The 25,431-nt window shown below is 71.2% G+C and carries 18 protein-coding genes; 10 read left to right on the forward strand and 8 right to left on the reverse strand.

Translation table 11 applies throughout. The annotated features are described in order from the left end of the window. Window positions 1-78: 78 nt before the first annotated feature. On the reverse strand, window positions 79-486 hold the full coding sequence (locus CCS38_RS20655) for an ATP-binding protein (protein WP_223734792.1): 408 nt from the start codon (window positions 484-486) through the stop codon (window positions 79-81). A gap of 601 nt (window positions 487-1,087) precedes the next feature. Between CCS38_RS20655 and lpdA the strand changes: the two genes are divergently transcribed. From lpdA to CCS38_RS20670, 3 genes are all read left to right on the forward strand, one after another. Beyond that, window positions 1,088-2,491, forward strand: a complete 1,404-nt coding sequence (gene lpdA / locus CCS38_RS20660) for a dihydrolipoyl dehydrogenase (RefSeq protein WP_223734793.1) — start codon at window positions 1,088-1,090, stop codon at window positions 2,489-2,491. Between the two features lie 97 nt (window positions 2,492-2,588). Beyond that, window positions 2,589-2,783: a hypothetical protein gene (locus tag CCS38_RS20665; protein WP_223734794.1), complete on the forward strand. Its 195-nt coding sequence runs from the start codon at window positions 2,589-2,591 to the stop codon at window positions 2,781-2,783. Window positions 2,784-2,972: 189 nt separating this feature from the next. Next, on the forward strand, window positions 2,973-3,827 hold the full coding sequence (locus tag CCS38_RS20670; protein WP_263302362.1) for an endonuclease I family protein: 855 nt from the start codon (window positions 2,973-2,975) through the stop codon (window positions 3,825-3,827). Between the two features lie 33 nt (window positions 3,828-3,860). On the opposite strand, the gene CCS38_RS20675 is transcribed toward CCS38_RS20670, so the two are convergent. Continuing rightward, the gene (locus tag CCS38_RS20675; protein WP_223734796.1) at window positions 3,861-4,844 is read right to left on the reverse strand and encodes a helix-turn-helix transcriptional regulator; all 984 of its coding nucleotides are present in this window, start codon (window positions 4,842-4,844) and stop codon (window positions 3,861-3,863) included. 74 nt (window positions 4,845-4,918) lie between these two features. Here CCS38_RS20675 and CCS38_RS20680 point away from each other — a divergent pair, with 74 nt between their 5' ends. From CCS38_RS20680 to CCS38_RS20690, 3 genes are all read left to right on the forward strand, one after another. Next, complete coding sequence (locus CCS38_RS20680; protein ID WP_223734797.1) at window positions 4,919-7,171, forward strand: ATP-binding cassette domain-containing protein; 2,253 nt, start codon at window positions 4,919-4,921, stop codon at window positions 7,169-7,171. Window positions 7,172-7,441: 270 nt separating this feature from the next. Next, complete coding sequence (locus tag CCS38_RS20685) at window positions 7,442-9,052, forward strand: M4 family metallopeptidase (RefSeq protein WP_223734798.1); 1,611 nt, start codon at window positions 7,442-7,444, stop codon at window positions 9,050-9,052. Between the two features lie 171 nt (window positions 9,053-9,223). Further along, the gene (locus CCS38_RS20690) at window positions 9,224-11,515 is read left to right on the forward strand and encodes a terpene synthase family protein (protein WP_223734799.1); all 2,292 of its coding nucleotides are present in this window, start codon (window positions 9,224-9,226) and stop codon (window positions 11,513-11,515) included. A gap of 95 nt (window positions 11,516-11,610) precedes the next feature. Here CCS38_RS20690 and CCS38_RS20695 read toward each other — a convergent pair whose 3' ends face one another. After that, window positions 11,611-11,808: a hypothetical protein gene (locus CCS38_RS20695; protein ID WP_030252762.1), complete on the reverse strand. Its 198-nt coding sequence runs from the start codon at window positions 11,806-11,808 to the stop codon at window positions 11,611-11,613. Window positions 11,809-12,085: 277 nt separating this feature from the next. Here CCS38_RS20695 and hydA point away from each other — a divergent pair, with 277 nt between their 5' ends. From hydA to CCS38_RS20710, 3 genes are all read left to right on the forward strand, one after another. After that, window positions 12,086-13,492: a dihydropyrimidinase gene (gene hydA / locus CCS38_RS20700; protein ID WP_223734800.1), complete on the forward strand. Its 1,407-nt coding sequence runs from the start codon at window positions 12,086-12,088 to the stop codon at window positions 13,490-13,492. A 66-nt stretch (window positions 13,493-13,558) separates the two neighbouring features. Then, the gene (locus tag CCS38_RS20705; protein ID WP_223734801.1) at window positions 13,559-14,563 is read left to right on the forward strand and encodes a TIGR03842 family LLM class F420-dependent oxidoreductase; all 1,005 of its coding nucleotides are present in this window, start codon (window positions 13,559-13,561) and stop codon (window positions 14,561-14,563) included. Beyond that, window positions 14,560-16,101, forward strand: a complete 1,542-nt coding sequence (locus CCS38_RS20710) for an NCS1 family nucleobase:cation symporter-1 (protein ID WP_223734802.1) — start codon at window positions 14,560-14,562, stop codon at window positions 16,099-16,101. Before CCS38_RS20705 ends, CCS38_RS20710 begins: the two co-directional genes overlap by 4 nt. A gap of 16 nt (window positions 16,102-16,117) precedes the next feature. Here CCS38_RS20710 and CCS38_RS20715 read toward each other — a convergent pair whose 3' ends face one another. The 5 genes from CCS38_RS20715 to CCS38_RS20735 form a co-directional block, all read right to left on the reverse strand. Next, window positions 16,118-17,737, reverse strand: coding sequence for an ABC transporter substrate-binding protein (locus tag CCS38_RS20715; RefSeq protein WP_223734803.1), 1,620 nt, complete (start codon window positions 17,735-17,737; stop codon window positions 16,118-16,120). A gap of 5 nt (window positions 17,738-17,742) precedes the next feature. Further along, window positions 17,743-19,911, reverse strand: a complete 2,169-nt coding sequence (locus tag CCS38_RS20720; protein WP_223734804.1) for a hypothetical protein — start codon at window positions 19,909-19,911, stop codon at window positions 17,743-17,745. Between the two features lie 152 nt (window positions 19,912-20,063). Next, entirely contained in the window at window positions 20,064-21,602 is a 1,539-nt protein-coding gene (amaB, locus tag CCS38_RS20725; RefSeq protein ID WP_223734805.1) for an L-piperidine-6-carboxylate dehydrogenase, read from the reverse strand. 35 nt (window positions 21,603-21,637) lie between these two features. Next, window positions 21,638-23,029, reverse strand: coding sequence for a 2-oxoadipate dioxygenase/decarboxylase (gene hglS / locus CCS38_RS20730; RefSeq protein ID WP_223734806.1), 1,392 nt, complete (start codon window positions 23,027-23,029; stop codon window positions 21,638-21,640). Window positions 23,030-23,056: 27 nt separating this feature from the next. Next, window positions 23,057-24,241: an NAD(P)/FAD-dependent oxidoreductase gene (locus tag CCS38_RS20735; protein ID WP_223734807.1), complete on the reverse strand. Its 1,185-nt coding sequence runs from the start codon at window positions 24,239-24,241 to the stop codon at window positions 23,057-23,059. Window positions 24,242-24,402: 161 nt separating this feature from the next. On the opposite strand from CCS38_RS20735, the gene CCS38_RS20740 reads away from it, so the two are divergent. Further along, on the forward strand, window positions 24,403-25,317 hold the full coding sequence (locus CCS38_RS20740) for a LysR family transcriptional regulator (RefSeq protein WP_223734808.1): 915 nt from the start codon (window positions 24,403-24,405) through the stop codon (window positions 25,315-25,317). The last annotated feature ends 114 nt before the right edge of the window (window positions 25,318-25,431 follow it).

Consider the following 25,431-nt stretch of genomic DNA (forward strand, 5'->3'; position numbering starts at 1 on the left):
GGCCGAGGTGGTGGGGCGGGGTCCGGGCCCCGGTGGTGCGCCGTGCGGCGCGTCGGCCGATGCGCTGTCCACGGCTCTTCACGTGCCCGCGAGGACCGCCCGTACGGTCTTGCCGCCGCCGCGGTCCGCGGTGATGTCGAACTGCCGGGACAGCAGTCCCACGATGGCCATGCCCCGGCCACCGACCGCCTCGTCGCTGAGCGGCTGGACGGTGGGGGTACGCGGGCTGTCGTCGTGCACCTCGATGGTGACGCCGCTCGCCGCGGCACTGAGGCGCAGCCGGCAGCGGCTGTTGCCGTGCCGCACGGCGTTCGTGACCAGCTCGGACACGATGAGTACTGCTTCGTCCACCCGGCCGGACACGCCGTCGGGCATTTCCGGGTGGCCGAGGAAGCCGCTGGTCAACCTCCTGGCCCAGCGGGCCGACGCGACCTCCCGTGGCAACGCGTACTCGACGCGCGCGGCGCGGTTCCTGTTCGCGTTCATGGGTCTCACTCCCTCCCTTGACGGTGGCGGAGGGCGTACGGTCAGCGCGTCGACCCCTCCACCGTGGCCGGTGCGATCCACACGGCCTGCCGACGGGAGCGGTCATTCCCGCTCGCCCACGCCCCAACCATCCGGGACCCGTTTGCCGACCCGCTGTGACGGAGTGAACACCCGCACCTCAGGGGGCGACCGGCGCTCACGGGCGTACGCGCTGCCGGAGCGGGCACCCGGAGGGCGACCGGCGCACGCCCCACGGCGGACGGATCCAGCCGATCATGGCGGCCCCGCGGCGCCGCCCGGCGGCCCTGCGCGGGCCGGGAAGGCGCGCTGCCCGTCCCCCGGTGCCACCCCGGGCCCGGTTCGCGGCTGCCGCGAACGATGGTTTACTATTCAAAAGAAGTGAGGGACGGCGACGCACCGCCGCTGACCTCGCACTCCGGCGCCCCCGCGGTATCCGCGGCCGCGCCCCACACACCAGCCCCGGCCGGCTTCCCCCGTCTGGCCGGGGCTTCCCCCTTTCCGGACGCGGTGCGCCGAACGGCCTACTCGGCGTCCCCTCAACGCCCTGCGCACACGACCGGTGCCGACCTACGCTGCCCGTATGAGTGCACACTTTGACGTCGTCGTCCTCGGCGCGGGCCCCGGTGGCTACGTCGCCGCGATCCGCGCGGCCCAGCTCGGCCGCAGTGTGGCGATCATCGAGGAGAAGTACTGGGGCGGGGTCTGCCTGAACGTGGGCTGCATCCCCTCCAAGGCCCTGCTGCGCAACGCGGAGCTCGCGCACCTCTTCACGCAGGAGGCCAAGACCTTCGGCATCCAGGCGAGCGGTGCGGTGACCTTCGACTACGGCGCGGCCTTCACCCGCAGCCGCAAGGTCGCGGACGGGCGCGTCAAGGGCGTGCACTACCTCATGAAGAAGAACAAGATCACGCAGTACGAGGGCCGCGGCACCTTCACCGACCCGAACACCCTGCAGGTCGCGCTCTCCGACGGCGGCTCGGAGACGGTCACCTTCACGCACTGCATCATCGCCGCCGGGGCCACCACCAAGCTGCTGCCGGGCACCTCCCTGAGCGAGCGGGTGGTGACGTACGAGGAGCAGATCCTCAGCGACGAGCTGCCCCGCTCCATCGTCATCGCGGGCGCCGGGGCGATCGGCGTGGAGTTCGCGTACGTACTGCGCAACTACGGCGTGGACGTCACGATCGTGGAATTCCTGGACCGGCTGGTGCCGCTGGAGGACGCCGACGTCTCCGCCGAACTGGCCAAGCGGTACAAGCGCCTGGGTATCGACCTGCTCACCTCCACCCGCGTCGAGGCCATCGACGACGACGGCAGTGGCAGCGTGAAGGTGCACGTCAGCACGGGTGAGCAGCGGCAGACGCTGGAGGCGGACAAGGTCCTGCAGGCGATCGGCTTCCAGCCGCGCGTCGAGGGCTACGGCCTGGAGAACACCGGCGTACGGCTCACCGAGCGCGGCGCCATCGACGTGGACGGCCGCTGCCGTACGAACGTCCCGCACATTTTCGCGATCGGTGATGTCACCGCGAAGCTGATGCTCGCGCACGCCGCCGAGTCCATGGGCATCGTCGCCGCCGAGACGATCGCGGACGCGGAGACCATGGAGCTGGATTACGTGATGATCCCGCGTGCGACGTACTGCCAGCCGCAGATCGCCAGCTTCGGGTGGACCGAGGCGCAGGCCCGTGAGCAGGGCTTCGACGTCCAGGTCGCGAAGTTCCCGTTCACCGCGAACGGCAAGGCGCACGGCCTCGGCGACAGCGTCGGCTTTGTGAAGATCCTCAGCGACGCGCGCTACGGCGAACTGCTCGGCGCCCACCTCATCGGCCCCGAAGTCACCGAACTCCTGCCGGAGTTGACGCTGGCCCAGCAGTGGGACCTGACCGTCCATGAAGTGGCCCGCAACGTCCACGCACACCCGACGCTGGGCGAGGCGGTGAAGGAGGCCGTGCACGGGCTCGCCGGCCACATGATCAACATGTGAGCAGCCGGGTCATACCCCCTGGTCGCGGCACTCCGTGCCCCGTCGTGGCCGAGCCGAAAACGAACGGCGGTGCGACGGGGTCCGGCGACACTGAGGCATGTCCAGTGTGTCCCGGGGCAGCCGCCCGCTCCCGCTGCGCGACCATCCGCTCCGCTCCCGTCTCGGCCCGCTCGCGAGCACGCTGCGGGACGTGCTGGGCTGCCTCGGGGTGATCGCGGCCGCGGTGCTCGTCTCGCTGCTGTGCGTCCTGCTCTCCCAGACGTTCCCGCAACTGGCGGAGATCTCCCCCTGAGGGGCGGCAGGCCCGGTCCTCTGATCACTTGTGGCGCTCTACACCCGTAGATCTCCACACTTCTGACACGCCTTCATGCCGCAAAGGTCACACCGTGGTGATGCCGGAGTGGCAGCATGCCTGCGGCCGACAGACCGTCGGCCGGCCTCGGCCCGCACCCCCCACACTTCCGCGGGCCGGCCCACGCGCATGGGGGAGAGGACACCACTCGTGGACATATCCCGTACCACCGCTCGGCGCAGAATCGTCACGGCACTCACCGGCACCGCGCTGCTCGGCCTGGCCGTCCAGGTACCGGCCACCGCGGTCCCCGAGCCCGCCCCTTCGCACCGCACCACCGCCACCGCGTACGACACCACCGCGTACGACGACACGTACTACAAGGACGCGCTCGGCAAGACCGGCCCCGAGCTCAAGTCCGCGCTGCACACGATCATCAGCTCCGGGGTCAGCAAGCTCAGCTACGACCAGGTCTGGGACGCCCTGAAGGCCACCGACCAGGACCCCGCGAACGTCATCCTGCTCTACACCGGCCGATCGCAGAGCAAGGACGACAACGGCGGCGACCCCGACCAGTGGAACCGCGAGCACGTCTGGGCCAAGTCGCACGGCGACTTCGGCACCTCGACGGGGCCCGGCACCGACATCCACCACCTCCGCCCGACCGATGTCTCGGTCAACAGCACCCGCGGCAACAAGGACTTCGACAACGGCGGCAGCGAGGTCGGCGAGGCGCCCGGCAACTACACCGACGACGACTCCTACGAGCCCCGCGACGCGGTCAAGGGCGATGTGGCCCGCATGATCCTCTACATGGCCGTCCGCTACGACGGGGACGACGGCTTCGCCGACCTGGAGCCCAACGACCAGGTCGACAACGGCTCCGCGCCCGCCATCGGCCGGCTCAGCGTCCTGAAGACCTGGAGCGAGCAGGACCCGCCGGACGACTTCGAGAAGAACCGCAACCAGGTCATCTTCGACAAGTACCAGCACAACCGGAACCCGTTCATCGACCACCCGGAGTGGGTCGACGCGATCTGGTAGACCGCCCGCACGGTCGGATTCCGACACGGGCTCTCAGGGATGGTGGCCGCCCGCCGCGGCCACCATCCGGCCGCCCAGCTTCCGCAGGTACGCGATCAGCTCGGGCGGCTCCTGCACCTCGAACGCAACGTCCAGCAGGGCAAGTCGGAAGGCGAGCCAGTCCAGCGCGTCGCCGCCGGTCAGCAGGCGGCAGCGGTCGGCGGACAGCGGCTCCAGCACCCCGCCGCCCGGGGGCACCCGCCGCGCGGCGTCCTCGGCCGAGGTGTGCAGGATCACCACCGCGCGGTGCCGGGCGCGGTGACCGGTGACCGACTCGGCGACGTAGGACGCCGCGTCCTCGGTGGGCAGCGCGCGCTCTGCGGACCGCGCCCCGGTGGCCAGCGGCTCGCGCACCCGGTCGGCGCGAAACGTCCGCCAGTCCGCGCGGTCCAGGTCGTACGCGACCAGGTACCACCGCTGGTCGGCGCTCACCAGGCGGTACGGCTCGGTGTGCCGCCGTCCGGTGGCGCCGTCGCGCGCCGCGTACGTGAAGCGCAGCCGCTCCCGGCGGCGGCACGCGGCGGCCAGTACGCCCAGTACGGCGGGGTCCGTGGCAGGCGGGGTGCCGCCGGCGGTGAGCAGCCCGTACAGCGGGTCGGTGGCCTCCTGGAGGGCGGCGACGCGGCGGCGCAGCCGGGCGGGCAGTACCTGCTCCAGCTTGGCCAGGGCGCGCACCGAGGTCTCCGCCACACCGGTCACCGCGCCGCCCGCCGCCGCGTGCAGCCCGATGGCGATGGCCACCGCCTCGTCGTCCTCCAGGAGCAGCGGCGGCATGGCCGTACCGGCGGCGAGCCGGTAGCCCCCGACGGCGCCGATCGTCGCGTCCACCGGGTACCCAAGGTCGCGCAGCCGGCCGACGTCCCGGCGGACGGTCCGCTCGGACACGCCGAGCCGGCCGGCCAGTTCGGGCCCGGTGTGCTCGCGCCCGGTCTGCAGCAGGGAGAGCAGTTTCAGCAGCCGGGCCGGGGTGTCACTCATGGCGCGCTCACGCCCTCCAGGGTGGCAGCGAAGCAGGACAGGGACTGTCCTGCTTCCTTCCTACCGTGCGAGGCATGGCGACAGACAGCATCCGCATCACCGGGGCCCGCGAGCACAACCTGAAGGACCTCACGCTGGAGATCCCCCGCGGCCGGCTCACCGTCTTCACCGGGGTCTCCGGCTCCGGCAAGTCCTCGGTGGTCTTCGGCACGATCGCCGTGGAGTCGCAGCGGCAGCTCGGCGAGACCTTCGGCTGGTACGTGCGCAACCGCCTGCCGAAACACGAGCGCCCGAAGGCGGACACCATCGAGCGGCTCTCCCCGGCGGTCGTGGTGGACCAGCGCCCGGTCGGCGGCAACGCCCGCTCCACGGTCGGCACCATGACCGACATCCACCCGATGCTGCGGGTGCTGTACTCGCGCTGCGGCACGCCGAGCGCGGGGGAGGCGTCCGCGTACTCGTTCAACGATCCGGCGGGGATGTGCCCGGAGTGCGACGGGCTCGGCAAGGTGGTGCGCCTGGATCTCGAACGGGCCCTGGATCGAACGAAGTCGTTGAACGAGGGGGCGATCCGGCTGCCGATGGTCGGCGTGGGCAGCGCCTGGTGGCAGATGTTCGCGGAGACGGGCCTGTTCGACCCGGACAAGCCGCTGGCCGAGTACACCGAAGCGGAGCGCGAGCTGCTGCTGTACGACGACACCGGGCGCAAGGTGCGGCGGGCCCGCGCCCGCAACGACAACTCGTACGAGGGGCTGGTGGTCGGCTTCCACCGGCAGTACGTCAACCGCGACGTCTCAGGGCTGAGCGAGCGGCTGCGGGACGCCGTGCGCCGCTTCGTGCGCGAGGACGTCTGCCCCGAGTGCGGAGGCGCGCGGCTGGCCGCGGCCGCCCGCAAGACCCAGGTGGCGGGGCTGACCCTGGCGGAGATGACGGCGCTGGAGGCGGACGAGCTGATCGCCGTGCTGAAGGGCATCGAGGACCCGGTGGGCGGGCCGGTCGCCGCGCGCGCCGTGGCCTCCCTGGAGCGCGTCGTCGACATCGGCCTCGGCTACCTGAGCCTGGACCGGGAGACCGCCACCCTCTCGGGCGGCGAGGGCCAGCGCCTGAAGACCGTACGCCACCTGGGCTCCAGCCTGACCGGCATGACGTACATCTTCGACGAGCCGAGCATCGGACTGCACCCGAGGGACGTCGCGCGGCTCAACACCCTCCTGCTGCGGCTGCGGGACCACGGCAACACGGTCCTGGTGGTCGAGCACGACCCGGACGTCATCGCCGTCGCCGACCACGTCGTCGACATGGGCCCCGGAGCGGGCACGCACGGCGGCCGGGTGGTGTACGAGGGCACGGTCGAGGGGCTCAAGGAGGCGGACACCGCGACCGGCCGCGCGCTGCGCCGCACGGCCGGCTTCAAGGCCGCGGTCCGGGAGCCCGCGGGGCTGCTGCCCCTGGAGGGCGTGACGCTGCACAACCTGAAGGACGTGTCCGTCGCCGTGCCCACGGGGGTGCTGACGGCCGTCACGGGGGTGGCGGGCTCGGGCAAGAGCACGCTGGCCACCGAGGCGCTCCCGGCGCGGTACCCGGAGGCGATCGTCGTCGGCCAGGGCGCCATCGGGGCATCGTCGCGCTCCACCCCGGCCACGTACCTCGGCCTCATGGACCCGCTGCGCAGGCTCTTCGCCCGTACGCACGGCGTCGCGCCCGGCCTGTTCAGCTTCAACTCCGCGGGCGCGTGCGGGACCTGCGGCGGCCGCGGCGAGATCCGTACCGACCTGGCGTTCATGGACCCGGTCACCCGGACCTGCGAGGCGTGCCGCGGGCGGCGCTTCCACGAGGACGTACTGGCGATGACCGTGCGGGGCAGGTCGGTCGCCGACGTGCTGGACATGACGGCCGAGCAGGCCCGGGACTTCCTGGCCGGGGAGCCGGTGATGCGTGCCCCGCTGGCCGCCATGAACGACGTGGGCCTCGGGTATCTGCCGCTCGGCCGGGCGGTGTCCTCGCTCTCGGGCGGCGAGCGGCAGCGCCTCAAGCTCGCCACGCACCTGGACCGCACCGGCGGGGTGTACGTCCTGGACGAGCCGACGACCGGGCTGCACAGGGCCGATGTGGACGGGCTGCTGGCGCTGCTGGACCGGCTGGTCGACGCCGGGAACACCGTGCTGGTCATCGAGCACGACATGGACGTCGTCCGGCACGCGGACTGGGTGATCGACCTCGGCCCGGAGGGCGGCAGGCGCGGCGGCGAAGTCCTGTTCAGCGGCGCGCCGCGGGGCCTCCTGGACCGTCCGGACTCGCCCACGGGGCAGCGTCTGCGGAGCAGGTGACCGTGGCGCGGTGATCGCTGTACGGATAACGGGCGGTCAAATTCTCGTTGCTTATCTGTCGGAAACGGTCAGGAAGTGGCACGCTCTCTCCGGCCCAACTGCTGCTTCACAACAGGAGGGTCTGGTTCCGCGCGTGTTCGCGCGGTCCGTGCTCCGCCTCGCACCACCCGCACCACTCCGTACGACTCGTATGAGCGGGCGGCCGCTACCCATGGCCGTCCACCCCCCTCGACGGGCCGCCACCCCGCGGCCCCGTACCAAGGAGACCGAGTGAGAGGCTCTGCCCACAGACGTAAGTCCGCCCTCCGTGCCGTCGCCCTGGTCGCTTCGGCGGCCACGGTCGTGCTCGGCGTCCAGAGCGCCCCGGCCGGCGCTCAGAGCGACCGGGAGGCCGGCGCCGTCGCCCTGTCGCCGGGCCAGCGCGCCGCGGCCGTACAGGACGCCCAGTCCGGCGCCGCCGCCACCGCCCGCGCCATCGGCCTCGGCGGCAAGGAGAAGCTGGTCGCCCGGGACGTCATCAAGGACGCCGACGGCACCGTGCACACCCGCTACGAGCGGACCTACGACGGCCTGCCGGTCCTCGGCGGCGACCTCGTCGTGCACGAGAAGAAGAACGGCGACCGCAAGGTCACCAAGGCGGTCAAGGCACGAATAGCCGTGCCGACGACCACGGCCGAACTGCCCGCGGCGAGCGCCGAGAAGAGCGCGCTGAAGACCTCGGCGGCCGAGAAGAACACGAAGACCGACGCGCCGCAGGCCCCGCGCAAGGTGATCTGGGCGGCCACCGGCAAGCCCGTCCTCGCCTACGAGACCGTCGTCAAGGGCGTCCAGAAGGACGGCACCCCCAGCGAACTGCACGTCGTCACCGACGCCGCCACCGGCAAGCAGCTCTTCGCCGACGAGCGCATCGAGACCGGCACCGGCACCGGTGACTACAACGGCACGGTCACCCTCGGTACCACGTCCACCGGGTCCGGCTACGACCTCAAGGACGGCGCCCGCGGCGGCCACCGGACCTACGACCTGAACCAGGGCACCTCCGGCACCGGCACCCTCTTCCACGACGCCGACGACGTCTGGGGCGGCGGCCGCCAGTCCGCCGCCGTCGACGCCCACTACGGCGCCGCCACCACCTGGGACTTCTACAAGAACGTGCTGGGCCGCAGCGGCATCAAGGGCGACGGCGTGGGCGCGTACAGCCGCGTCCACTACGGCAACAACTACGTCAACGCCTTCTGGTCCGACAGCTGCTTCTGCATGACCTACGGGGACGGCGCGGGCAACGCCAACCCGCTCACCTCCCTGGACGTGGCGGCACACGAAATGAGCCACGGCGTCACCTCCAACACCGCGAACCTGCGCTACAGCGGCGAGTCCGGCGGCCTCAACGAGGCCACCTCCGACATCTTCGGCACCTCCGTCGAGTGGTACGCCAACAACAGCAGCGACGCGGCCGACTACCTCATCGGCGAGAAGATCGACATCAACGGCGACGGCACCCCGCTGCGCTACATGGACAAGCCCAGCAAGGACGGCGTCTCGCGCGATTACTGGTCCAAGGACCTGGGCCGGATCGACGTCCACTACTCCTCGGGCCCGGCCAACCACTGGTACTACCTGCTCTCCGAGGGCAGCGGCGCCAAGACCATCAACGGCGTGAGCTACAACAGCCCGACCTACGACGGCAAGGCGGTCAGCGGCATCGGCCGCGCCAAGGTCGAGAAGATCTGGTACCGGGCGCTCACCACGTACATGACGTCCACGACCAACTACGCGGCCGCCCGCACCGCCACGCTCTCGGCGACGAGCGACCTCTACGGTGCCTCCAGCGCCGAGTACCAGGCCGTGAACGCCGCCTGGGCCGCGATCAACGTGCGCTGAACCGGCACCCGGTACGGCACCTTTTCGATCACTCGTCCGGGTGACTCCTCCGGTATCCCGCTTTTCGGTCCACCGGCTGGGTAGTTCCCGGACGCACGCCGGGGGGCGCGGGCATCCGCAAGGGTGCCCGCCTTGCCCGCCCCCCGGCACCGTCGAGAAAGGCCGGGGATCGTGACACAGCCCTTCCAACTGCCGGATTTCTACACGCCGTATCCGGCGCGCCTGAACCCACACGTCGAAGCGGCCCGCACGCACAGCAGTCAATGGGCGCGCGAGATGAAGATGCTCGAGGGGTCCGGGATCTGGGAGCAGCGGGACCTCGACGCGCACGATTACGCACTGCTCTGCGCCTACACCCACCCCGACTGCTCCGCCGACGATCTCGCCCTGGTCACCGACTGGTACGTCTGGGTCTTCTTCTTCGACGACCACTTCCTGGAGACCTTCAAGCGCTCCGGCGACCGCAAGGGCGGCAAGGCGTACCTCGACCGGCTGCCCGCCTTCATGCCGATGGACCTCGCGGAGGGGATGCCCGAGCCGACCAACCCGGTCGAGGCCGGCCTCGCCGACCTGTGGGCCCGCACGGTCCCCGCGATGTCCCCGGGCTGGCGCGAGCGCTTCTCGGAGAGCACGGTCAATCTGCTCAACGAATCCCTCTGGGAGCTGGCGAACATCAACGCCCACCGGGTGTCGAATCCGGTGGAGTACATCGAGATGCGCCGCAAGGTCGGCGGCGCGCCCTGGTCGGCCGGGCTGATCGAGTACGCGGCCAAGGCCGAGGTCCCCGACCGGATCGCGGCCTCCCGGCCGCTGCGCGTGCTGCGCGACGCCTTCTCCGACGCCGTGCACCTGCGCAACGACATCTTCTCCTACCAGCGCGAGGTCGAGGACGAGGGCGAGCTGAGCAACGGCATCCTCGTCCTGGAGCGGTTCCTGGACTGCTCGACCCAGGAGGCCGCCGACGCGGTCAACGACCTGCTGACCTCACGCCTCCAGCAGTTCGAGCACACCGCGCTCACCGAACTGCAGCCGCTCTTCACCGAGTTCGCGCTCACCCCGGACGAGCAGGCCAGGGTCCTCGCGTACGTCAAGGGCCTGCAGGACTGGCAGTCCGGCGGCCAGGAATGGCACATGGTCTCCAGCCGGTACATGAACGGCGCGGGGGAGGGCGCGGCAGCCGAGGCCCCGCGGCGCTTCTTCTCGCTGCCGCTGGGCGCCCTGGGCCTGGCCGCGCTGGACGTCACGCCGACGGCGCCGACCACGGCGCGCGCCGAGGCAGCGCGCGCCCGCACCTTCACGCACGTACCGTTCCAGAAGGTCGGCCCCTCCCGGCTGCCGGACTTCAGACAGCCGCTGCCCGGTCAGCTCTGCCCGCACCTGGACACCTCCCGGAAGAACATCGTCGAGTGGGCCCACCGGATGGGCATCCTGGAGGAGCAGCCCGGCATCCCCGGCTCGGGCGTCTGGACCGAGGAGAAGCTCCTCGACTACGACCTGCCGCTGTGCGCCGCAGGGCTGGACCCGGACGCCACCCTGGAGGAGCTCGACCTCAGCTCCGCATGGCTCGCCTGGGGGACGTACGGCGACGACTACTACCCCGTGGTCTTCGGGCGCCGCGGCGACCTGGCCGGGGCCAAGGCGATGGACGAGCGGCTGGCGGCCTGCATGCCGCTGGACTGCACCCCGGCCCCGCCGGCCACCCACGCGCTGGAGCGCGGCCTCGCCGACCTGTGGCAGCGCACGGCGGGCCCGATGAGCCCGGAGAGCCGCCGCCGTTTCCGGGACTCCGTGCGGGTGATGACCAGGAGCTGGCTCTGGGAGCTGGACAACATGGTGCAGAACCGCATCCCCGACCCGGTCGACTACATCGAGATGCGGCGCCACACCTTCGGCTCCGACATGACGCTGACCCTGTCCCGCATCAACCAGGGCAACACCGTGCCTGCCGAGATCTACGAGAGCGGGCCGTGGCGGGCCATGGAGAACGCCGTCATCGACTACGCCTGCCTGCTCAACGACGTCTTCTCGTACCAGAAGGAGATCGAGTACGAGGGCGAGGTGCACAACGCGATCCTCGTCGTGCAGAACTTCTTCGACGTCGACTACCCGACCGGGCTGCGCATCGTCGACGACCTCATGAACAGCAGGCTGGACCAGTTCGAGCACATCGTGGCGTACGAACTACCGGTGCTCTACGACGACTTCGGCCTGGGCGCCGAGGCGAGGAAGGACCTGGGCACCTACATCGCCGAGCTGGGCGACTGGATGTCCGGCATCCTCAAGTGGCACTACGACTGCCACCGCTACAAGGAGTCGGACCTCGTCCGGCACCACACTCCGGAGCGGCCGGAGCGGCCGGAGCGGCCCGGCGGCCCCGACGCGGCCGGCGGGTGGCGCCCACCGGTCCCCACCGGCCTCGGCACCTCGGCAATCCGGGTCCCGCGCCCCGAGCCCGTCGGCTGACGCGCGCGGACGCCGTCGGCCGAGGCGCGCGGACGGCCTCGCCTGAAACGCGCGGACGGCCCGCCGGTGTGGTGCCGGCGGGCCGTCGCGGCTCTTCAGGGCAGGATCTTCTCCACTGCCGCCTGCCCCTCGGCGGCCAGTTTGCGGCGTGCCCACTCCAGATTCTTGGGCGTCAGGTCACGCCCGGTGGCCATGACCAGGTCCTCGGGGGTGGCGTCGGCCGACGGACCGCTGTGCAGGCTGCGGTCCGGAGTGGTGAGATCCTCGGGCTCGGGCCGCGATTGCTTGTCCATGCCGCCTCCTCGCGCCTCACGGTGTTTCTCCATCTTTGCCGCAGATGGGCGGGTGTGCACTCCGAGGCCGGGATTATGACACTGCGCACTCACTGCTCACCGTGCGTAACGGGTGAGGGGGGAGAGTGGGCCGGAGCGGCGCACTCGTTCCGGCGGGACAGTGGCGCCGGTATTGCCCGCCCGGGTGTCATGCTTCTACCGTCTGTGAATCCGGCCGCACTCTACGTGTGTAGAACGGCCGTGACGCGGTGTCAGGGTCGGCGGAAGGAGCAGGACTGTGAGTCGTACGGTCATCCGCGGCGGGCTGGTCATCACCGCCGCCGACGAGATCCATGCCGATGTCCTGGTCGAGGGCGGCCGGGTGGTCGCACTGGCCGCGCACGGCCCCGAATACGCGCTCGGCTGGTCGGAATCGGCCGACCGGGTCATCGACGCCACCGGCAAGTACGTCATCCCGGGCGGCGTCGACGCCCACACGCACATGGACTTTCCGTTCGGCGGGACCGCCTCCAGCGACACCTTCGCGACCGGCACCCAGGCGGCGGCCTGGGGCGGCACGACCACCATCATCGACTTCGCCGTGCAGTCCCGCGGAAAATCGCTGCGCGACGGCCTCGACCAGTGGCACGCGAAATCCGACGCGCAGTGCGCCGTCGACTACGCGTTCCACATGATCCTCTCCGACGTGAACGAGCACACCCTCAAGGAAATGGACCTGCTGGTGGGGGAGGGGGTGACCTCCTTCAAATTGTTCACGGCCTACCCGGGAGTGTTCTACAGCGACGACGGGCAGATTCTGCGTGCTATGCAGCGGGCCGCCGGGAACGGTGGGCTGGTGATGATGCATGCGGAGAACGGCATCGCCATCGATGTACTCGTGGAACAGGCGCTGGCCGAGGGCAGGACCGATCCGCGCTATCACGGTGAGGTGCGGCGCACGCTGCTGGAGGCCGAGGCGACCCACCGTACGATTCAGCTCGCCAGGGTGGCCGGGGCGCCGCTCTACGTCGTCCATGTGTCCGCCGAGGAAGCCGTCGCAGAACTGACGCAGGCCCGCGACAAAGGGCTTCCCGTATTCGGGGAGACATGTCCGCAGTACCTCTTCCTCTCCACCGACAATCTCGCCGAGCCCGATTTCGAGGGCGCCAAATACGTCTGCAGTACGCCGCTGCGGCCGCGGGAACACCAGGCGGCGCTCTGGCGCGGGCTGCGTACCAATGACCTTCAGGTCGTCTCCACCGATCACTGCCCCTTCTGTTTCCGTGGTCAGAAAGAGCTCGGGCGCGGCGACTTCTCGAAAATTCCGAACGGCATGCCCGGCGTCGAGAACCGCATGGACCTGCTCCACCAGGCGGTGCTGGACGGCCATATCAGCCGCCGCCGCTGGATCGAGATCGCCTGCGCCGCGCCGGCCCGGATGTTCGGGCTGTATCCGAAGAAGGGCACGATCACGCCCGGCGCCGACGCCGACATCGTCATCTACGACCCGCACGCCGAGCAGATCATGTCGGCCGAAACCCACCACATGAACGTGGACTACTCCGCGTACGAGGGGCGGCGGGTGACCGGTCGGGTGGAGACTGTGCTCTCCCGCGGTGAAGTGGTCATCGAGCGCCGGGAGTTCACCGGACGGGCGGGGCACGGGCAGTACGTGCCGCGGGCCACCTCCCAGTACCTCTCCTGACCCGGGCGCACCGGCCCTCACCCGGGACGTCAGTCATCACCGGCTCTATAGCAGGGAGTTGAAGCGATGGACTTCGGAGTCGTCCTGCAGACCGACCCGCCCGGCTCGGCCGTGGTCGGGCTCATGCGCCGCGCCGAACGGCAGGGCTTCCGCTACGGCTGGACCTTCGACTCCGCCGTGCTCTGGCAGGAGCCCTTCGTCATCCACGGCCGGATCCTCGAACACACCGAGCGGCTGATCGTGGGCCCCATGGTCACCAACCCCGGCACCCGCACCTGGGAGGTCACCGCCTCCACCTTCGCCACCCTGAACGAGATGTACGGCAACCGCACGGTCTGCGGCATCGGCCGCGGCGACTCGGCGATGCGGGTCGCCGGCCGCCGCCCGAACACCCTCGCCCGCCTCGGCCAGGCCATTCCCGTCATCCGCGACCTCGCCGAGGGCCGCGAGGCCATGGTGGACGGCAAGCCGCTGCGGCTGCCGTGGGTCCGCGACGGGAAGCTGCCCGTCTGGATGGCCGCGTACGGGCCCAAGGCACTGGCCATGGCCGGCCGGCTCGCCGACGGCTTCATCCTCCAGCTCGCCGACCCCTTCCTGACCGAGTGGATGGTCAAAGCGGTGCGGGACGCGGCCACCGAGGCCGGGCGCGACCCGGACGCGCTGACCATCTGCGTGGCGGCGCCCGCGTACGTCGGCGACGACCTGGCGCACGCCCGCGAACAGTGCCGGTGGTTCGGCGGCATGGTCGGCAACCACGTCGCGGACCTGGTGAGCCGGTACGGCGAGCACTCCGGCATGGTCCCCGAGGAGCTGACCGCGTACATCAAGACGCGGGAGGGCTACGACTACGCGCACCACGGACGCGCCGACAACCCCGACACCGCCTTCGTGCCGGACGAGATCGTCGACCGCTTCTGCCTCCTCGGCACGCCCGCGGCCCACCTCGAAAAGCTCCGCGCCCTGCGCGCCCTGGGCGTCGACCAGTTCGCCCTGTACGCGATGCACGACGCGAAGGAAACCACGATCGACGCGTACGGCGAGCACATCATTCCGACGCTGGCGGGGGAGTGAACACGCCCACGGTGCCGGCGGACAGCCGGGGCGACGGGCGGCCGGACCCGGACGGCCGGGTCGAGCTGCCACCGGACGCGATACCCGCCCACGGCCGCTTCGCCAACGCCGACCTGCTTCCCGTGCCCGCCGCCGACCGCCACTGGACCACCTACAACTTCGCCGCGCTCTGGGTCGGCATGGCTCACAACATCCCTTCCTGGACGCTGGCCTCCGGCCTGGTCGCGCTGGGCATGGACTGGAGACAGGCCGTCCTCACCATCGCCCTCGCGAACGTCATCGTGCTGCTTCCCATGTTGCTGACGGGGCACGCGGGACCGAAGTACGGCATCCCGTTTCCGGTGCTGGCCCGCGCGTCCTTCGGACTGCGCGGGGCGAACCTCCCCGCGCTGCTGCGGGCTGCCGTCGCCTGCTGCTGGTTCGGCATCCAGACGTGGATCGGCGGCCAGGGCATCTACATCCTGCTCGGCAAGATCTTCGGCGGGGGGTGGGAGAAGGCCGCGCCCGTCGCCGGGTATCCCTGGACCCTGTGGCTCTGCTTCGCGGTCTTCTGGGCGCTCGAACTGGCCATCATCGCGCGCGGCATGGAGACCCTGCGCCGCTTCGAGAACTGGGCGGCGCCCTTCGTCCTGGTCGGCGCCGTGGCCCTGCTCGCCTGGATCGCGGCGAAGGCGGGCGGCCTCGGCCCCCTCCTGGACCAGCCGGGCACCCTGGGCTGGGGCACGGACTTCTGGCCGGTCTTCTTCCCGTCCCTGATGGGCATGATTGGTTTTTGGGCGACGCTTTCCCTCAACATCCCGGACTTCACGCGCTTCGGCGCCGGACAGCGGGCCCAGGTCTGGGGGCAGACGCTCGGACTGCCCACCACCATGACGGCCTTCGCGCTGCTCTCGGTCCTGGTGACCTCCGGCTCCCAGGCGGTGTACGGCGTGCCGATCTGGGATCCGGTGGCCCTGGCGGGCAAGGCCGACAGCGTCTTCGGCCTGCTCTTCGCGCTGGTCACGGTCCTCGTCGCGACGATCAGCGTCAACATCGCGGCCAACGTGGTCTCCCCGGCGTACGACCTGGCCAACCTCGCCCCGCGCTTCCTCACCTTCCGCAGCGGCGCGCTGATCACCGGCGTGATCGGCGTCCTCGTCCTGCCGTGGAAGCTCACCGCCACCCCCGAGCTGTACATCTTCACCTGGCTCGGGGTGGTCGGCGGCCTCCTCGGCACCGTCGCCGGCATCCTGATCGCGGATTACTGGATCATCCGCCGCACTGTCCTCGACCTCGCCGACCTCTACCGCCCGGGCGGCCGCTACTGGTACTCGGCCGGCTGGAACTGGCGGGCCGTCCTCGCCTTCGCCGTGGGCGGCCTCCTCGCGGTCGGCGGCTCCTACTCGGCGCCGGGGAAGGGCCCGTTCCCCGCCGACGGCCTGCTCCCCTTCCTCCGTCCCCTCGCGGACTACGGCTGGGCGGTGGGCCTCGGCGCGTCACTGGTGCTGTACACGGCACTGATGGCCCGCCGCCGCGGAGACCCCTCGGACACGCCTTAGGGAGCGCTGCCACGCACTAGGGAGCGCTGCTGGGAATCACGCAGTTCTTCGGCTGTTCCTGGCCCGTGGGCCAGCCCAGGCCGACGAACTTCAGCTGGCCCAGGCCCTTCCGGCCCGGGTCCAGCCGGACCACCGCGGCCGGCTTGTCGTACGCGTTGCCGCCGCTGGTCAGGCAGATCAGACCGCTCGTGCCCCGCACGCGGTGGCGGGACTGGAGCAGCGACCACTGCCTGCCGACGTCCTCACGGCTGGGTACCGCCTCGGCGCCGCCCTTCTGTGCCTGGTGCAGCGCCTTGCCGATGGTGATGAGTCCGTCGTACACCAGCATCGTCCGGGAGTCCTGGAGATTCGGCTCGGAGCCGAGCCGCACGCCCTCGCCGCGCGTGCTCTCGATCCGCTTCTTCAGGGTGTCCAGGGCCGCCAGGGGTTCGGTGAGGTACTGGGGGAGCTCCGCCTCGGTGGGCTTGCGCTTGTGGTCGGCCTCCCACTTCCGGTGCCAGTCGGCCAGCTCGGTGCTCCAGGCGTCCGGATGCGCGGGCGCCGCGTACTGCACCGTCACCTTCGGCTCGCCGTCGGCGCCGCGCAGCTGGGCCCAGTTCTGCTCCGTCATGTCCTGCCGCAGCGAGGCGGCGTCGGAGCCGCTGACGATGGTGTAGTGCCGGTTCTTGCAGTCCACCTGGGCGAGCTTGAGCGCGAAGATCCGCAGGTGCAGCGTGCGGCCCGCGAAGTACACGGTGTCGGCGCCGGAATCGCAGATGTTGTTGGCCGTCTGCGCGAATCGGTTGCCGGTCGAGCCCGCCTCGTCGATGGCCGGGGACTCGAAGGGCATCGCGGCCGGGCCGGCCGGGCCCTTCTCCTTTATCCCGCTGAACGCCTTCGCCAGCGACTCGCTGTAGCCGTCCTTGCGCTGGTCGTAGACCAGTACGGTCCGGCGGTTCTCCCGGCCCCGTTCGCCGTTGAAGTTGGCCAGCGCCTGGGCCGCGTCGTGGTTGGTGGGGATGATCCGGGCGAGGCCCGGGAACCGCAGCTTCGCCGTCCCGTCCGTCCGGTCCTCGTTCGCGATCCGGTCCCCGCTGATCCGCGAGGCGAGCACCGGGATCTTGTGCTGCGTCAGCCGCTTGACGGCCTTCTCGGTGGTACCGAGGCTGAGGTTGAAGCCCGTGACGGCGCGCAGCCGGTCCGTGGGCGAGTCGGCCATCCGCAGCAGGGTGTCCACCACCTTCTCCTGCTGCTTGTAGTCCCGCCCGGGGTTGGCCAGCACCAGCCGGATCTTGGGCGGCTCGCCCTCGCCCTCATTGGCTTGCCGCTGTCCCAGGTACGCGCCCTGGAGGTCGCTGCGCATCTGCCGGCGCAGCGCCGCCCGGTCCGACTGGAGCGGCAGCATCACCGCCACCGTGACGTGCGGCTCGCCGTCGATCTTCTTGTTCTGGGCCGCGATGGCCCGGGCCACGTCCCGGATCTCCGGCGTGCCGAAGTCGTAGCCCTCGCCGTTGACGCCGATGCACTCGTCGCCGACCCGCTCGATGCCTTCGGTACAGGTGTCCAGCTTGTGGGTGATGAGCACCGCGAGCCACACACACCCGGCCAGCGCGCCCACGCCCAGCAGCGCGTAGAGGATCTTCTTCCAGATGGGCATCCCCGTTATCTCCTTCGCCCCAGCTGCTCTGTGCAGGTGCAGCGCAGCAACGGTTGCTCGTTCGCCGCCAGGCCGCTCCAGTGGGTCGCCGTCCTGCTGAGCTTTCCCGCGCCGTCGAACTCCATGATCGAGAGGAGTTCCAGCAGCTTGGCCAGCGTGCGGGCCGTCTCCTTTCCGGTCGGCCTGGTCCGCTCCTCGCACAGCCACACCGCGTGCAGCAGCTGGTCGACGGTGCGCCGCAGCGCCGGTCCGTCCACCGGCACCAGGCCCTGGGCGCGCTCCCGCCGGGCGTCCGCACTGCCCGGGTACGGTGCCTGAGCGATCTCCAGCAGCTCCGCGCACCACTCCTCGGGCCGCCCGGGCAGCGTGGCGGCCAGATGGCGGGCCACGTCGTCCGCACCGCCGGAGACGAGATGGTGGTTCATGCGGTGTGCCGTGACCGACCGGAACGCCCCGCCCGACGCCTCCTCACCCGCCGCCGCGCGCAGCGCGTAGTGGTCCCGCAGCAGGTGATGGTCGGCGTACCAGGCGGCGGCGCCGGGGCGCAGTCCGTACAGCCGGTGCACCAGCATCTGGCGCAGCCCGAAGTCCCCGATGAAGTGCCGCTCGCAGCTGGGCCACCCGGTGTCGGTGAGCAGCTGCGACACATGATGCACCGTCAGGTGATGGACCCGTCCCGCCTGATGGTGCCTCAGCAGGACGTCCGCGCATTCCTCGTCGTGCGCCACCGACAGATGCGTGAGCAGGTCCAGCCACTGGTCGCGGTGCTCGCTCGGCAGCCCCACCGGCAGCTGGTCCAGGATCAGTTCCTGGAGCAGTACTTCCGTCACCGGCCGCTCGGTGGTGCCGTCGCCGGGGAGCAGCAGCGGGGCGGCCAGCAGGTCCCGGTCGTTGGCGTCCTCGGGCATCCGGAAGGCCGCGGCAGCCGCGGCGAGCCGGATCACCGTGTGCGGCCGTCCGCCGCTCAGCCGCGCCACGGCGGCGTCGATGCGGCGGCGGTTGGCGCCGCCCTCCGGCTCGGCGCGCGTCTGCCGGCGCTCGGTCTCCTGGCGCAGCTGGTCGCCGGTGAGGAACGGCATCCGCAGCAGCAGTACGCCGTCGGCCAGCGGCGCCCGGTCAGGGCCTGCGTCCGTGCGCCGGGACCACGCGGGCGGACCGCCGTTGGCGGGCCGGAACTCCGCCGGCGATACCACCTCCTCCGGCGGCAGGCCGCCGTGCAGGAAGGCGCCGCCGTCCGCCCGGAGCGCGGTGCCCACGATCACCACGCGGTCGCGCTGCCCGCTCCGGCGGTCGGCGAGCACGGCCCGCAGCAGCCGCTCGCCCAGGGGCGACACCGCGTGATCCAGCAGCAGCCCCGGGCGGCCGACCCTGCTCAGCCGGCCGACCACCGAGGCGTACGCCGCCTCCAGGTCCTCGCGCAGCGCACGGAAGAGGAAGCCTTCGGCCAGTTCCCGTGCCTCGCCGCCGGCCTGGAAGTCGGCGGCGAGATTGCTCAGTCCGTGCTTGGGCTGGCCGGCGGCGCCGGGATACGCGCCGTAGATGCGCTCCAGTTCCACCCTGCCCCGGGGCGCCAGGCGCTCGAAGAGGGCGTCCAGCAGCGCGTTGCTCACCGCCGCCGAGTACGGGTCGAGCCCCTGCCCGGACAGCGTCGTCAGCAGGTTCCGGATGCTCCCGCGGATCACGCCCCGCCAGAAGTCGCCGCCGCCCAGGCCGCGGAGGCGCCCCCTCTGGGGCAGCTCCTCGTACCGTTCGACCTCCGTCGCGACCGCCTCGGGGGTGCCCTCCGCGGCGCCGGTCGCTATCACCGCGAGGCCCGCGAAGAGCCGCGGGAACGCGAACGAGCCGCCCGTCCCCTGCCAGGTGCACAGCCGCCGGGCGACCTCGGCCAGGGCCTCGGTCGCATCCGAGCGGGCGCCCGGCTCCGGCTCCGCCCGGTCCGCGTGGACCGGGGAGCCGGTGTCCAGATAGATCACCGGCACCTTGGTGGCGAACCGGTCCCGCACCGCGCGCAGCAGCCGCCCCTTGCCCATGCCGGGGCCACCGGTGAGCAGTACTACCGGAAGGTCGGGGCCGTACAGCAGCTCGCGCCCGCCGCCCGACGGCGACCGTCCGAACAGGTGCGAGAAGAAGCCCTCCTCGCCGAGCAACTTCTCGAACCCCAGATCGTCACGCACGGACTCCTCCCCCATGGAGTGCTCTCCCGCCCGCGAACGGGACACCGGCGCCCCGTGGCCGGTGTGTCGGGGAGAGGCTAATGGAACGCGTGGAACGCGCACCCATCTTCGGGGTAATGGGGTCTGTGCGGAAGAGAGGGGAGTGAGTTGAGCTAAAGGAAGCTGACGTTCTGGGCGAGGGAGAGGTGGCTGGAGTAGTTGATGGTGTTGGTGGCCGGGCGCATGTAGGCGCGCCAGGCGTCGGAGCCGGATTCCCGGCCGCCGCCGGTCTCCTTCTCGCCGCCGAAGGCGCCCCCGATCTCCGCTCCGGAGGTGCCGATGTTGACGTTGGCGATGCCGCAGTCGGAGCCCTCGGCGGAGAGAAAGAGCTCGGCCTCCTGCTGGTCGCGGGTGAAGATGCTGGAGGAGAGGCCCTGCGGGACGTCGTTGTGCAGGGCGATGGCCTCTTCGAGGGTGTCGTAGGTCAGTACGTAGAGGATGGGAGCGAAGGTCTCCGCGCGTACGACGTCGGTCTGGTCGTCGACGCGGAGGATGACCGGCTCGACGTACGCGGCGCGGGGCGCGGCGTCGGCCAGGCGGCGGTTGCCGCCCGCGAGGACCTTGCCGCCCTGGGCCTGGGCCCGGGCGACGGCGTCCTGCATGCCGTCGAGCGCCGCGGGGGAGATGAGCGGGCCGACGAGCGTGGTCTCGTCGAACGGGTTGCCGATGGGGAGTTTCTGGTACGCGGCGGTCAGCCGCGCGATGAGGGTGTCGGCGATGTCGCGGTGGACGATGAGGCGGCGGAGGGTGGTGCAGCGCTGTCCCGCGGTGCCGGCCGCGGCGAAGACGATGCCCTGGACGGCGAGGTCGAGGTCGGCGGAGGGGGCGACGACCGCGGCGTTGTTGCCGCCGAGTTCGAGCAGGCTGCGGCCGAAGCGGGCCGCGACGCGGGGGCCGACCTCGCGGCCCATGCGGGTGGAGCCGGTGGCGCTGACGAGGGCGACACGGGAGTCGTCCACCAGCCGCTCGCCGACGGTGCGGTCGCCGAGCAGCAGCCGGTGCACATCGCGCGGGGCGCCGACGTCCTCGGCGGCCCGGTCCAGCAGCCGGTCGCAGGCGAGCGAGATGAGCGGGGTGAGCTCGGACGGCTTCCAGATGACGGTGTCGCCGCAGGCCAGGGCGACCGCGGTGTTCCAGGACCAGACGGCGGCGGGGAAGTTGAAGGCGGAGATGACGCCGACGACGCCGAGGGGGTGCCAGGTCTCGGCGAGGCGGTGACCGGGGCGCTCGGAGGCGATGGTGCGGCCGTAGAGCCGGCGCGACAGACCCACCGCGAAGTCGCAGATGTCGATCATCTCCTGGACCTCGCCCAGCGCCTCCGAGCGGATCTTGCCCGCCTCGATGGTGATGAGGTCGGCCAGGTCGCTCTTGTGCTCGCGCAGCAACTCGCCCAGGCGGCGCACGAGGTCGCCGCGGCGGGGAGCCGGGGTGGTGCGCCAGGTGAGGAAGGCCGCGCGGGCGGCGGTGACGGCTTCCTCGGTCCCGGCGGCGGTGGTGGCCCTGAGCCCGAAGAGGTCCTCGCCGGTGAGGGGCGAACGGGCCTGGAGGCCGGTGCCTTCCGGGACGGTGGCGCCGACCCGCCCCAGGGCGGTACGGGCGCGCTCACGCAGGTCTTCGGTGGTGGGGAGGGTGGTGGCGGCGGGAGTGGTCATGATGCTCCTTATCCGGTGAGGGAGTTGAGGTGGCATCAACCGAGCGCGCCGTCGAGTGCCAATTCCCTGGCGACTCGGGCGATGGACCGGTTCTGCTGCTGCTCGTACAGGGCGAAGGGGTCCAGGACCTCCCGGCCGATGGCGCCGGAGAGCCAGTCGCTGTCGTACGCGACGCCCGCCCGGTCGTTGTCCCTGGAGCCCCCGTCGCTGAGGTTGGACTGGAAGATGCCGGCGGCGGAGCGGGGCAGGAAGTCCTCGTAGACGAGGGGTTCGGCGCGTACCCAGCCCTGCTCCAGAAGGTCTCCGATGCCGGTGGGCGGGTGGCTGCCGTCCCGCGGGCGGTCGGGCGCGAGGTGGTAGGTGAAGTACGCCAGGCCCTGCGCGGCGAGCGCCTGCTCGGTGTCGGGGAGGTGCTCGGTCCACAGTGCGCGGGCGAGTTCGGCCCGGTCGGCGCCGGGATCGCGGGTCGCCCGCTCGTCGAGGAGACCGAGCAGGCGGTCGTAACGGGCCCGGCCTTCGCGGGTGAGGGCGATGCCACGGGCCTCCACCTCGCCGAACCGCACCCGCAGCGCGCCGCTGATCACGCTGCCGTCCGGAAGGCGCAGGGGGCGGGGTTCGGAGAGCGCGCGGAAGGACGTCTGGCGCAGCAGTACGTCGGGGCCCTTCCAGGCGGGCGGCCCCTGAATGGTGTCGATCATTTCGATGCCGCGGTCGGTCATGCGCCGGTAGAGCTCGTCGATGTCGAGGACGCGCGGGGTGAGGTGGTTGATGTGGGTGCTGCGTACGCCGCCGATGTCCGCGGCGACGGCGGAGACCTTCTCCAGGGTCTCGTACCAGGTCTTGTCGACCGGCTCGGTGGACAGTTCGAAAGCCCGCACGGCGAGCTGCAGGAAGCGTTCGGCCTCGGCGTCCGGGAGTTCCTTCGCCGCCTCCGCCCGGTCGGCCAGGGCGAGCAGCTCGGGCGGGAACAGTTCGCGTCCGGCGAGGAACGTCTCCAGGCGGGAGCGGAGTTCAGGGTCGAAGAACCGGGGGTCGGCGGGGGTGAGCATCGAGGTGAAGACGCGGAAGGGATTGCGGGCCAGTTCCTCGCCGTCGACGGGGCGGAACGCGGTCGATACGACGGGCACGGCGCTGGCGGCGGCTTCCCGCAGGTCGTAGAAGCCGACCGGATGCATGCCCAGGGCGCCGAAGATGCGGGCGACCTGCTGCATCTCGCCGGGGGTGCCGACGCGGATGGCGCCGTGCCGCTCCGCGGTCACCCGGCTGATGGAGCCGAGCCGTTCGGCGTCGGCGCCCTGCGCCCGCAGCACGTCCTCGTTGACCTCGCGGGAGACGTCCACGAGCGTGGTGTAGGCGGGTACCTCGCGTCCGTACATGTCCGAGAGGCGGGCGGCGAAGGCGGCACGTAGCTGCCACTGATTGATCATGGAAGGGTCTGCCTTTCGCACGAGGGGTCACACCACATGGGCTTCGGGGCGGATCCCGGCCCCTGACCGGAAGCGGTCGGCACTGAGGGGGGAGATGTCGACGAACGGCGTGCGGCCGAGGTACAGGTCGCGCACGATCTCGCCGACGGCGGGGGCCTGCAAGAAGCCGTGGCCCGAAAATCCGGTGGCGTAAAGGAAGTTGTGCAGCTCGCCGGAGCGTCCGATCAGCGCGTTGTGGTCAGGGGTGTTCTCGTAGAGTCCGGCCCAGCCGTCGACCGTCTTCATGCCGGCGAGCGCGGGGGCGCGGTGCCGTACGACGTCCCGGAAGAGCCCGAGCCACTCCGGTGTCCACGTGGTGTCGAAGCCGTCCGGTTCGTCCGGATCGGCCAGGCCGAACAGCAGTCCGTCGTCGCTGTTGTGGAAGTAGGCGGAGGAGGAGAAGTCGATCGTGAAGGGGATACGGGGCGCCGGGGGCGTCAGCGGCTCGGTGAAGGCGAGCTGGCGGCGTACCGGCCGTACGGGCAGGTCGATGCCTGCCATGTCGCCGATCCGCCCCGACCAGGCGCCGGCCGCGCAGATGACGGTGGAGCAGGCGATCGTGCTCCGGTCGGTGTGTACGGCTGTGACCCGGTCGCCCGACGCGTCGATGCCGGTCACCGCGGTGTGAGTGGCGAAGGCGACGCCGGCCCGGGCCGCGGCGTCCGCGTACCCCTGCACCACGAGTCCGGGGCGGGCATGGCCATCGGTGGGTGAGAAGACGGCGGCCACCAGCCCTTCGGTACTGACGTACGGACACAGCCGGCGGGCTTCTTCGGGGGTGACCATGCGGCTGGGGACGTTCAGGCTGTTCTGGGTCCGGACGCTGTTCTCGAAGCCGGCGGCCTGCTCATCGGTGGTGAGCAGGAAGAGGTAACCGACGTTGTCGAGGCGGATGTTGGCACCTGGGCGGCGCGGGAAGTCCTGGTAGGCGCGCAGGCTCCGGCTGCCGAGTTCGATGTTGAGCGGGTCGGAGAAGTGGGCGCGTATCCCGCCGATGGGCTTGCCCGAGCTGCCGCTGCCGAGCTCGCCGCGTTCGACCACGACGATGTTGCGCACTCCGGCTTCGGCCAGGTGGAACGCGGTGCTGGTGCCCATGACGCCACCGCCGATGATCACGACCTCGGCTGTCGGCGGAACGGTGCGGAAGGCAGATGAGGAGGAGAAGGTGGACAAGGCGCCGATCCCTTCCGTGCATGGCTCGTGCGTGGCTCAGTGCAAGGTGAAGAGTGCTGATCAGCTGTCTGGCCGTCATCGTGCAGTACCCGGACCGTTGACGTCTATGAATGGTTCGTGCGCCCGACCTGTCAGGATCTCTATACGGTTAGGTTCTCTCCATGGACTGGACGAGTTCCCAGTTGCGGTCCCTGGTGGAGCTGACCCGGCGCGGCACCATCACCGCGGTGGCCCGGGCGTTGGGGTACACGCCCGGCGGGGTTTCGCAGCAGATCGCCGCGCTGGAGAAGGCCACCGGGATGGAGCTGCTGTGCCGGGTGGGGCGCCGGGTGGAACTGACCGACGCCGGCAGGACGCTGGCCCGGCACGCCGAGCGGATCCTGTCCACGGAGGCCGAGGCGGTCGAGGCGCTGGAGCGCAGCCGCAACGAGATCTCCGGGGTGCTGCGGGTCGGCCTGTTCGCCACGGCGGCGGCCGAGATCCTGCCGCCGGCCCTGCAGCGGGTGCGCACGGCTCATCCGGAACTGACGGTGCACAGCCGCGACATGGACGTGGACGAGGTGTACGACGCCGTCGCGTCCGGCGGCGTGGATCTCGCACTCGGCCTGGACTACCCGGACGTGCCCATCCGCCGCGATCCCGCGCTGCGCATGCTGCGCCTGTACCGGGAGCGGTTCTCGCTGGCGGTGCCCGCCGGATCGATGGACGGCCGCGACGAGGTGTCGCTGACCGACACCCAGGACCTGGGGTGGATCCTGCCGTCGGCCGACAGCTATTACGGTCGCGCCGTGCGCACCGCCTGCCGCCGGGCGGGCATCGAGCCCGACGTACGGCACGAAGTGACCGACACCGCGGCCACCTTGGCCCTGGTCGAGGCGGGCATCGGGGTCAGTACGGTGACGGACCTGATGCTCAGGCTCCGCTCCTCGCACTTCGACGTGGTGCGGCTGCGCGAGCGGATCGAGCGCCACATCGTCGTGGTGTTCCGCTCCTCCGCCGAGTGCCGGCCCACGGTGGCGGCGCTGGTCGACGTCCTGCGGGCAGTGGCGGGAACCCGGCGCGGCGCACCGGCGTAGACCAGCTCTCCTCGCCCTCCGGTACGCATACATCAGCGTCGCTTGCCCTCAGGGCCGCAAGGTGTCGTCCTGGCGTCCCTTCTGCTGACCGCGGGTCGTGCGTGAAGGTTTCTG

It is taken from the genome of Streptomyces purpurogeneiscleroticus (assembly GCF_020024005.1).
Taxonomy (GTDB): Bacteria; Actinomycetota; Actinomycetes; order Streptomycetales; family Streptomycetaceae; genus Streptomyces; species Streptomyces purpurogeneiscleroticus.

Coding starts and splice junctions, on each gene's coding strand:
- CCS38_RS20655 (WP_223734792.1), bottom strand. CDS start 486: ATGAACGCGAACAGGAACCGCGCCGCGCGCGTCGAGTACGCGTTGCCA.
- hglS (WP_223734806.1), bottom strand. CDS start 23,029: ATGATCAATCAGTGGCAGCTACGTGCCGCCTTCGCCGCCCGCCTCTCG.
- CCS38_RS20705 (WP_223734801.1), top strand. CDS start 13,559: ATGGACTTCGGAGTCGTCCTGCAGACCGACCCGCCCGGCTCGGCCGTG.
- CCS38_RS20680 (WP_223734797.1), top strand. CDS start 4,919: ATGGCGACAGACAGCATCCGCATCACCGGGGCCCGCGAGCACAACCTG.
- lpdA (WP_223734793.1), top strand. CDS start 1,088: ATGAGTGCACACTTTGACGTCGTCGTCCTCGGCGCGGGCCCCGGTGGC.
- CCS38_RS20715 (WP_223734803.1), bottom strand. CDS start 17,737: ATGCCCATCTGGAAGAAGATCCTCTACGCGCTGCTGGGCGTGGGCGCG.
- CCS38_RS20670 (WP_263302362.1), top strand. CDS start 2,973: ATGGGGGAGAGGACACCACTCGTGGACATATCCCGTACCACCGCTCGG.
- CCS38_RS20740 (WP_223734808.1), top strand. CDS start 24,403: ATGGACTGGACGAGTTCCCAGTTGCGGTCCCTGGTGGAGCTGACCCGG.
- amaB (WP_223734805.1), bottom strand. CDS start 21,602: ATGACCACTCCCGCCGCCACCACCCTCCCCACCACCGAAGACCTGCGT.
- CCS38_RS20695 (WP_030252762.1), bottom strand. CDS start 11,808: ATGGACAAGCAATCGCGGCCCGAGCCCGAGGATCTCACCACTCCGGAC.
- CCS38_RS20665 (WP_223734794.1), top strand. CDS start 2,589: ATGTCCAGTGTGTCCCGGGGCAGCCGCCCGCTCCCGCTGCGCGACCAT.
- CCS38_RS20675 (WP_223734796.1), bottom strand. CDS start 4,844: ATGAGTGACACCCCGGCCCGGCTGCTGAAACTGCTCTCCCTGCTGCAG.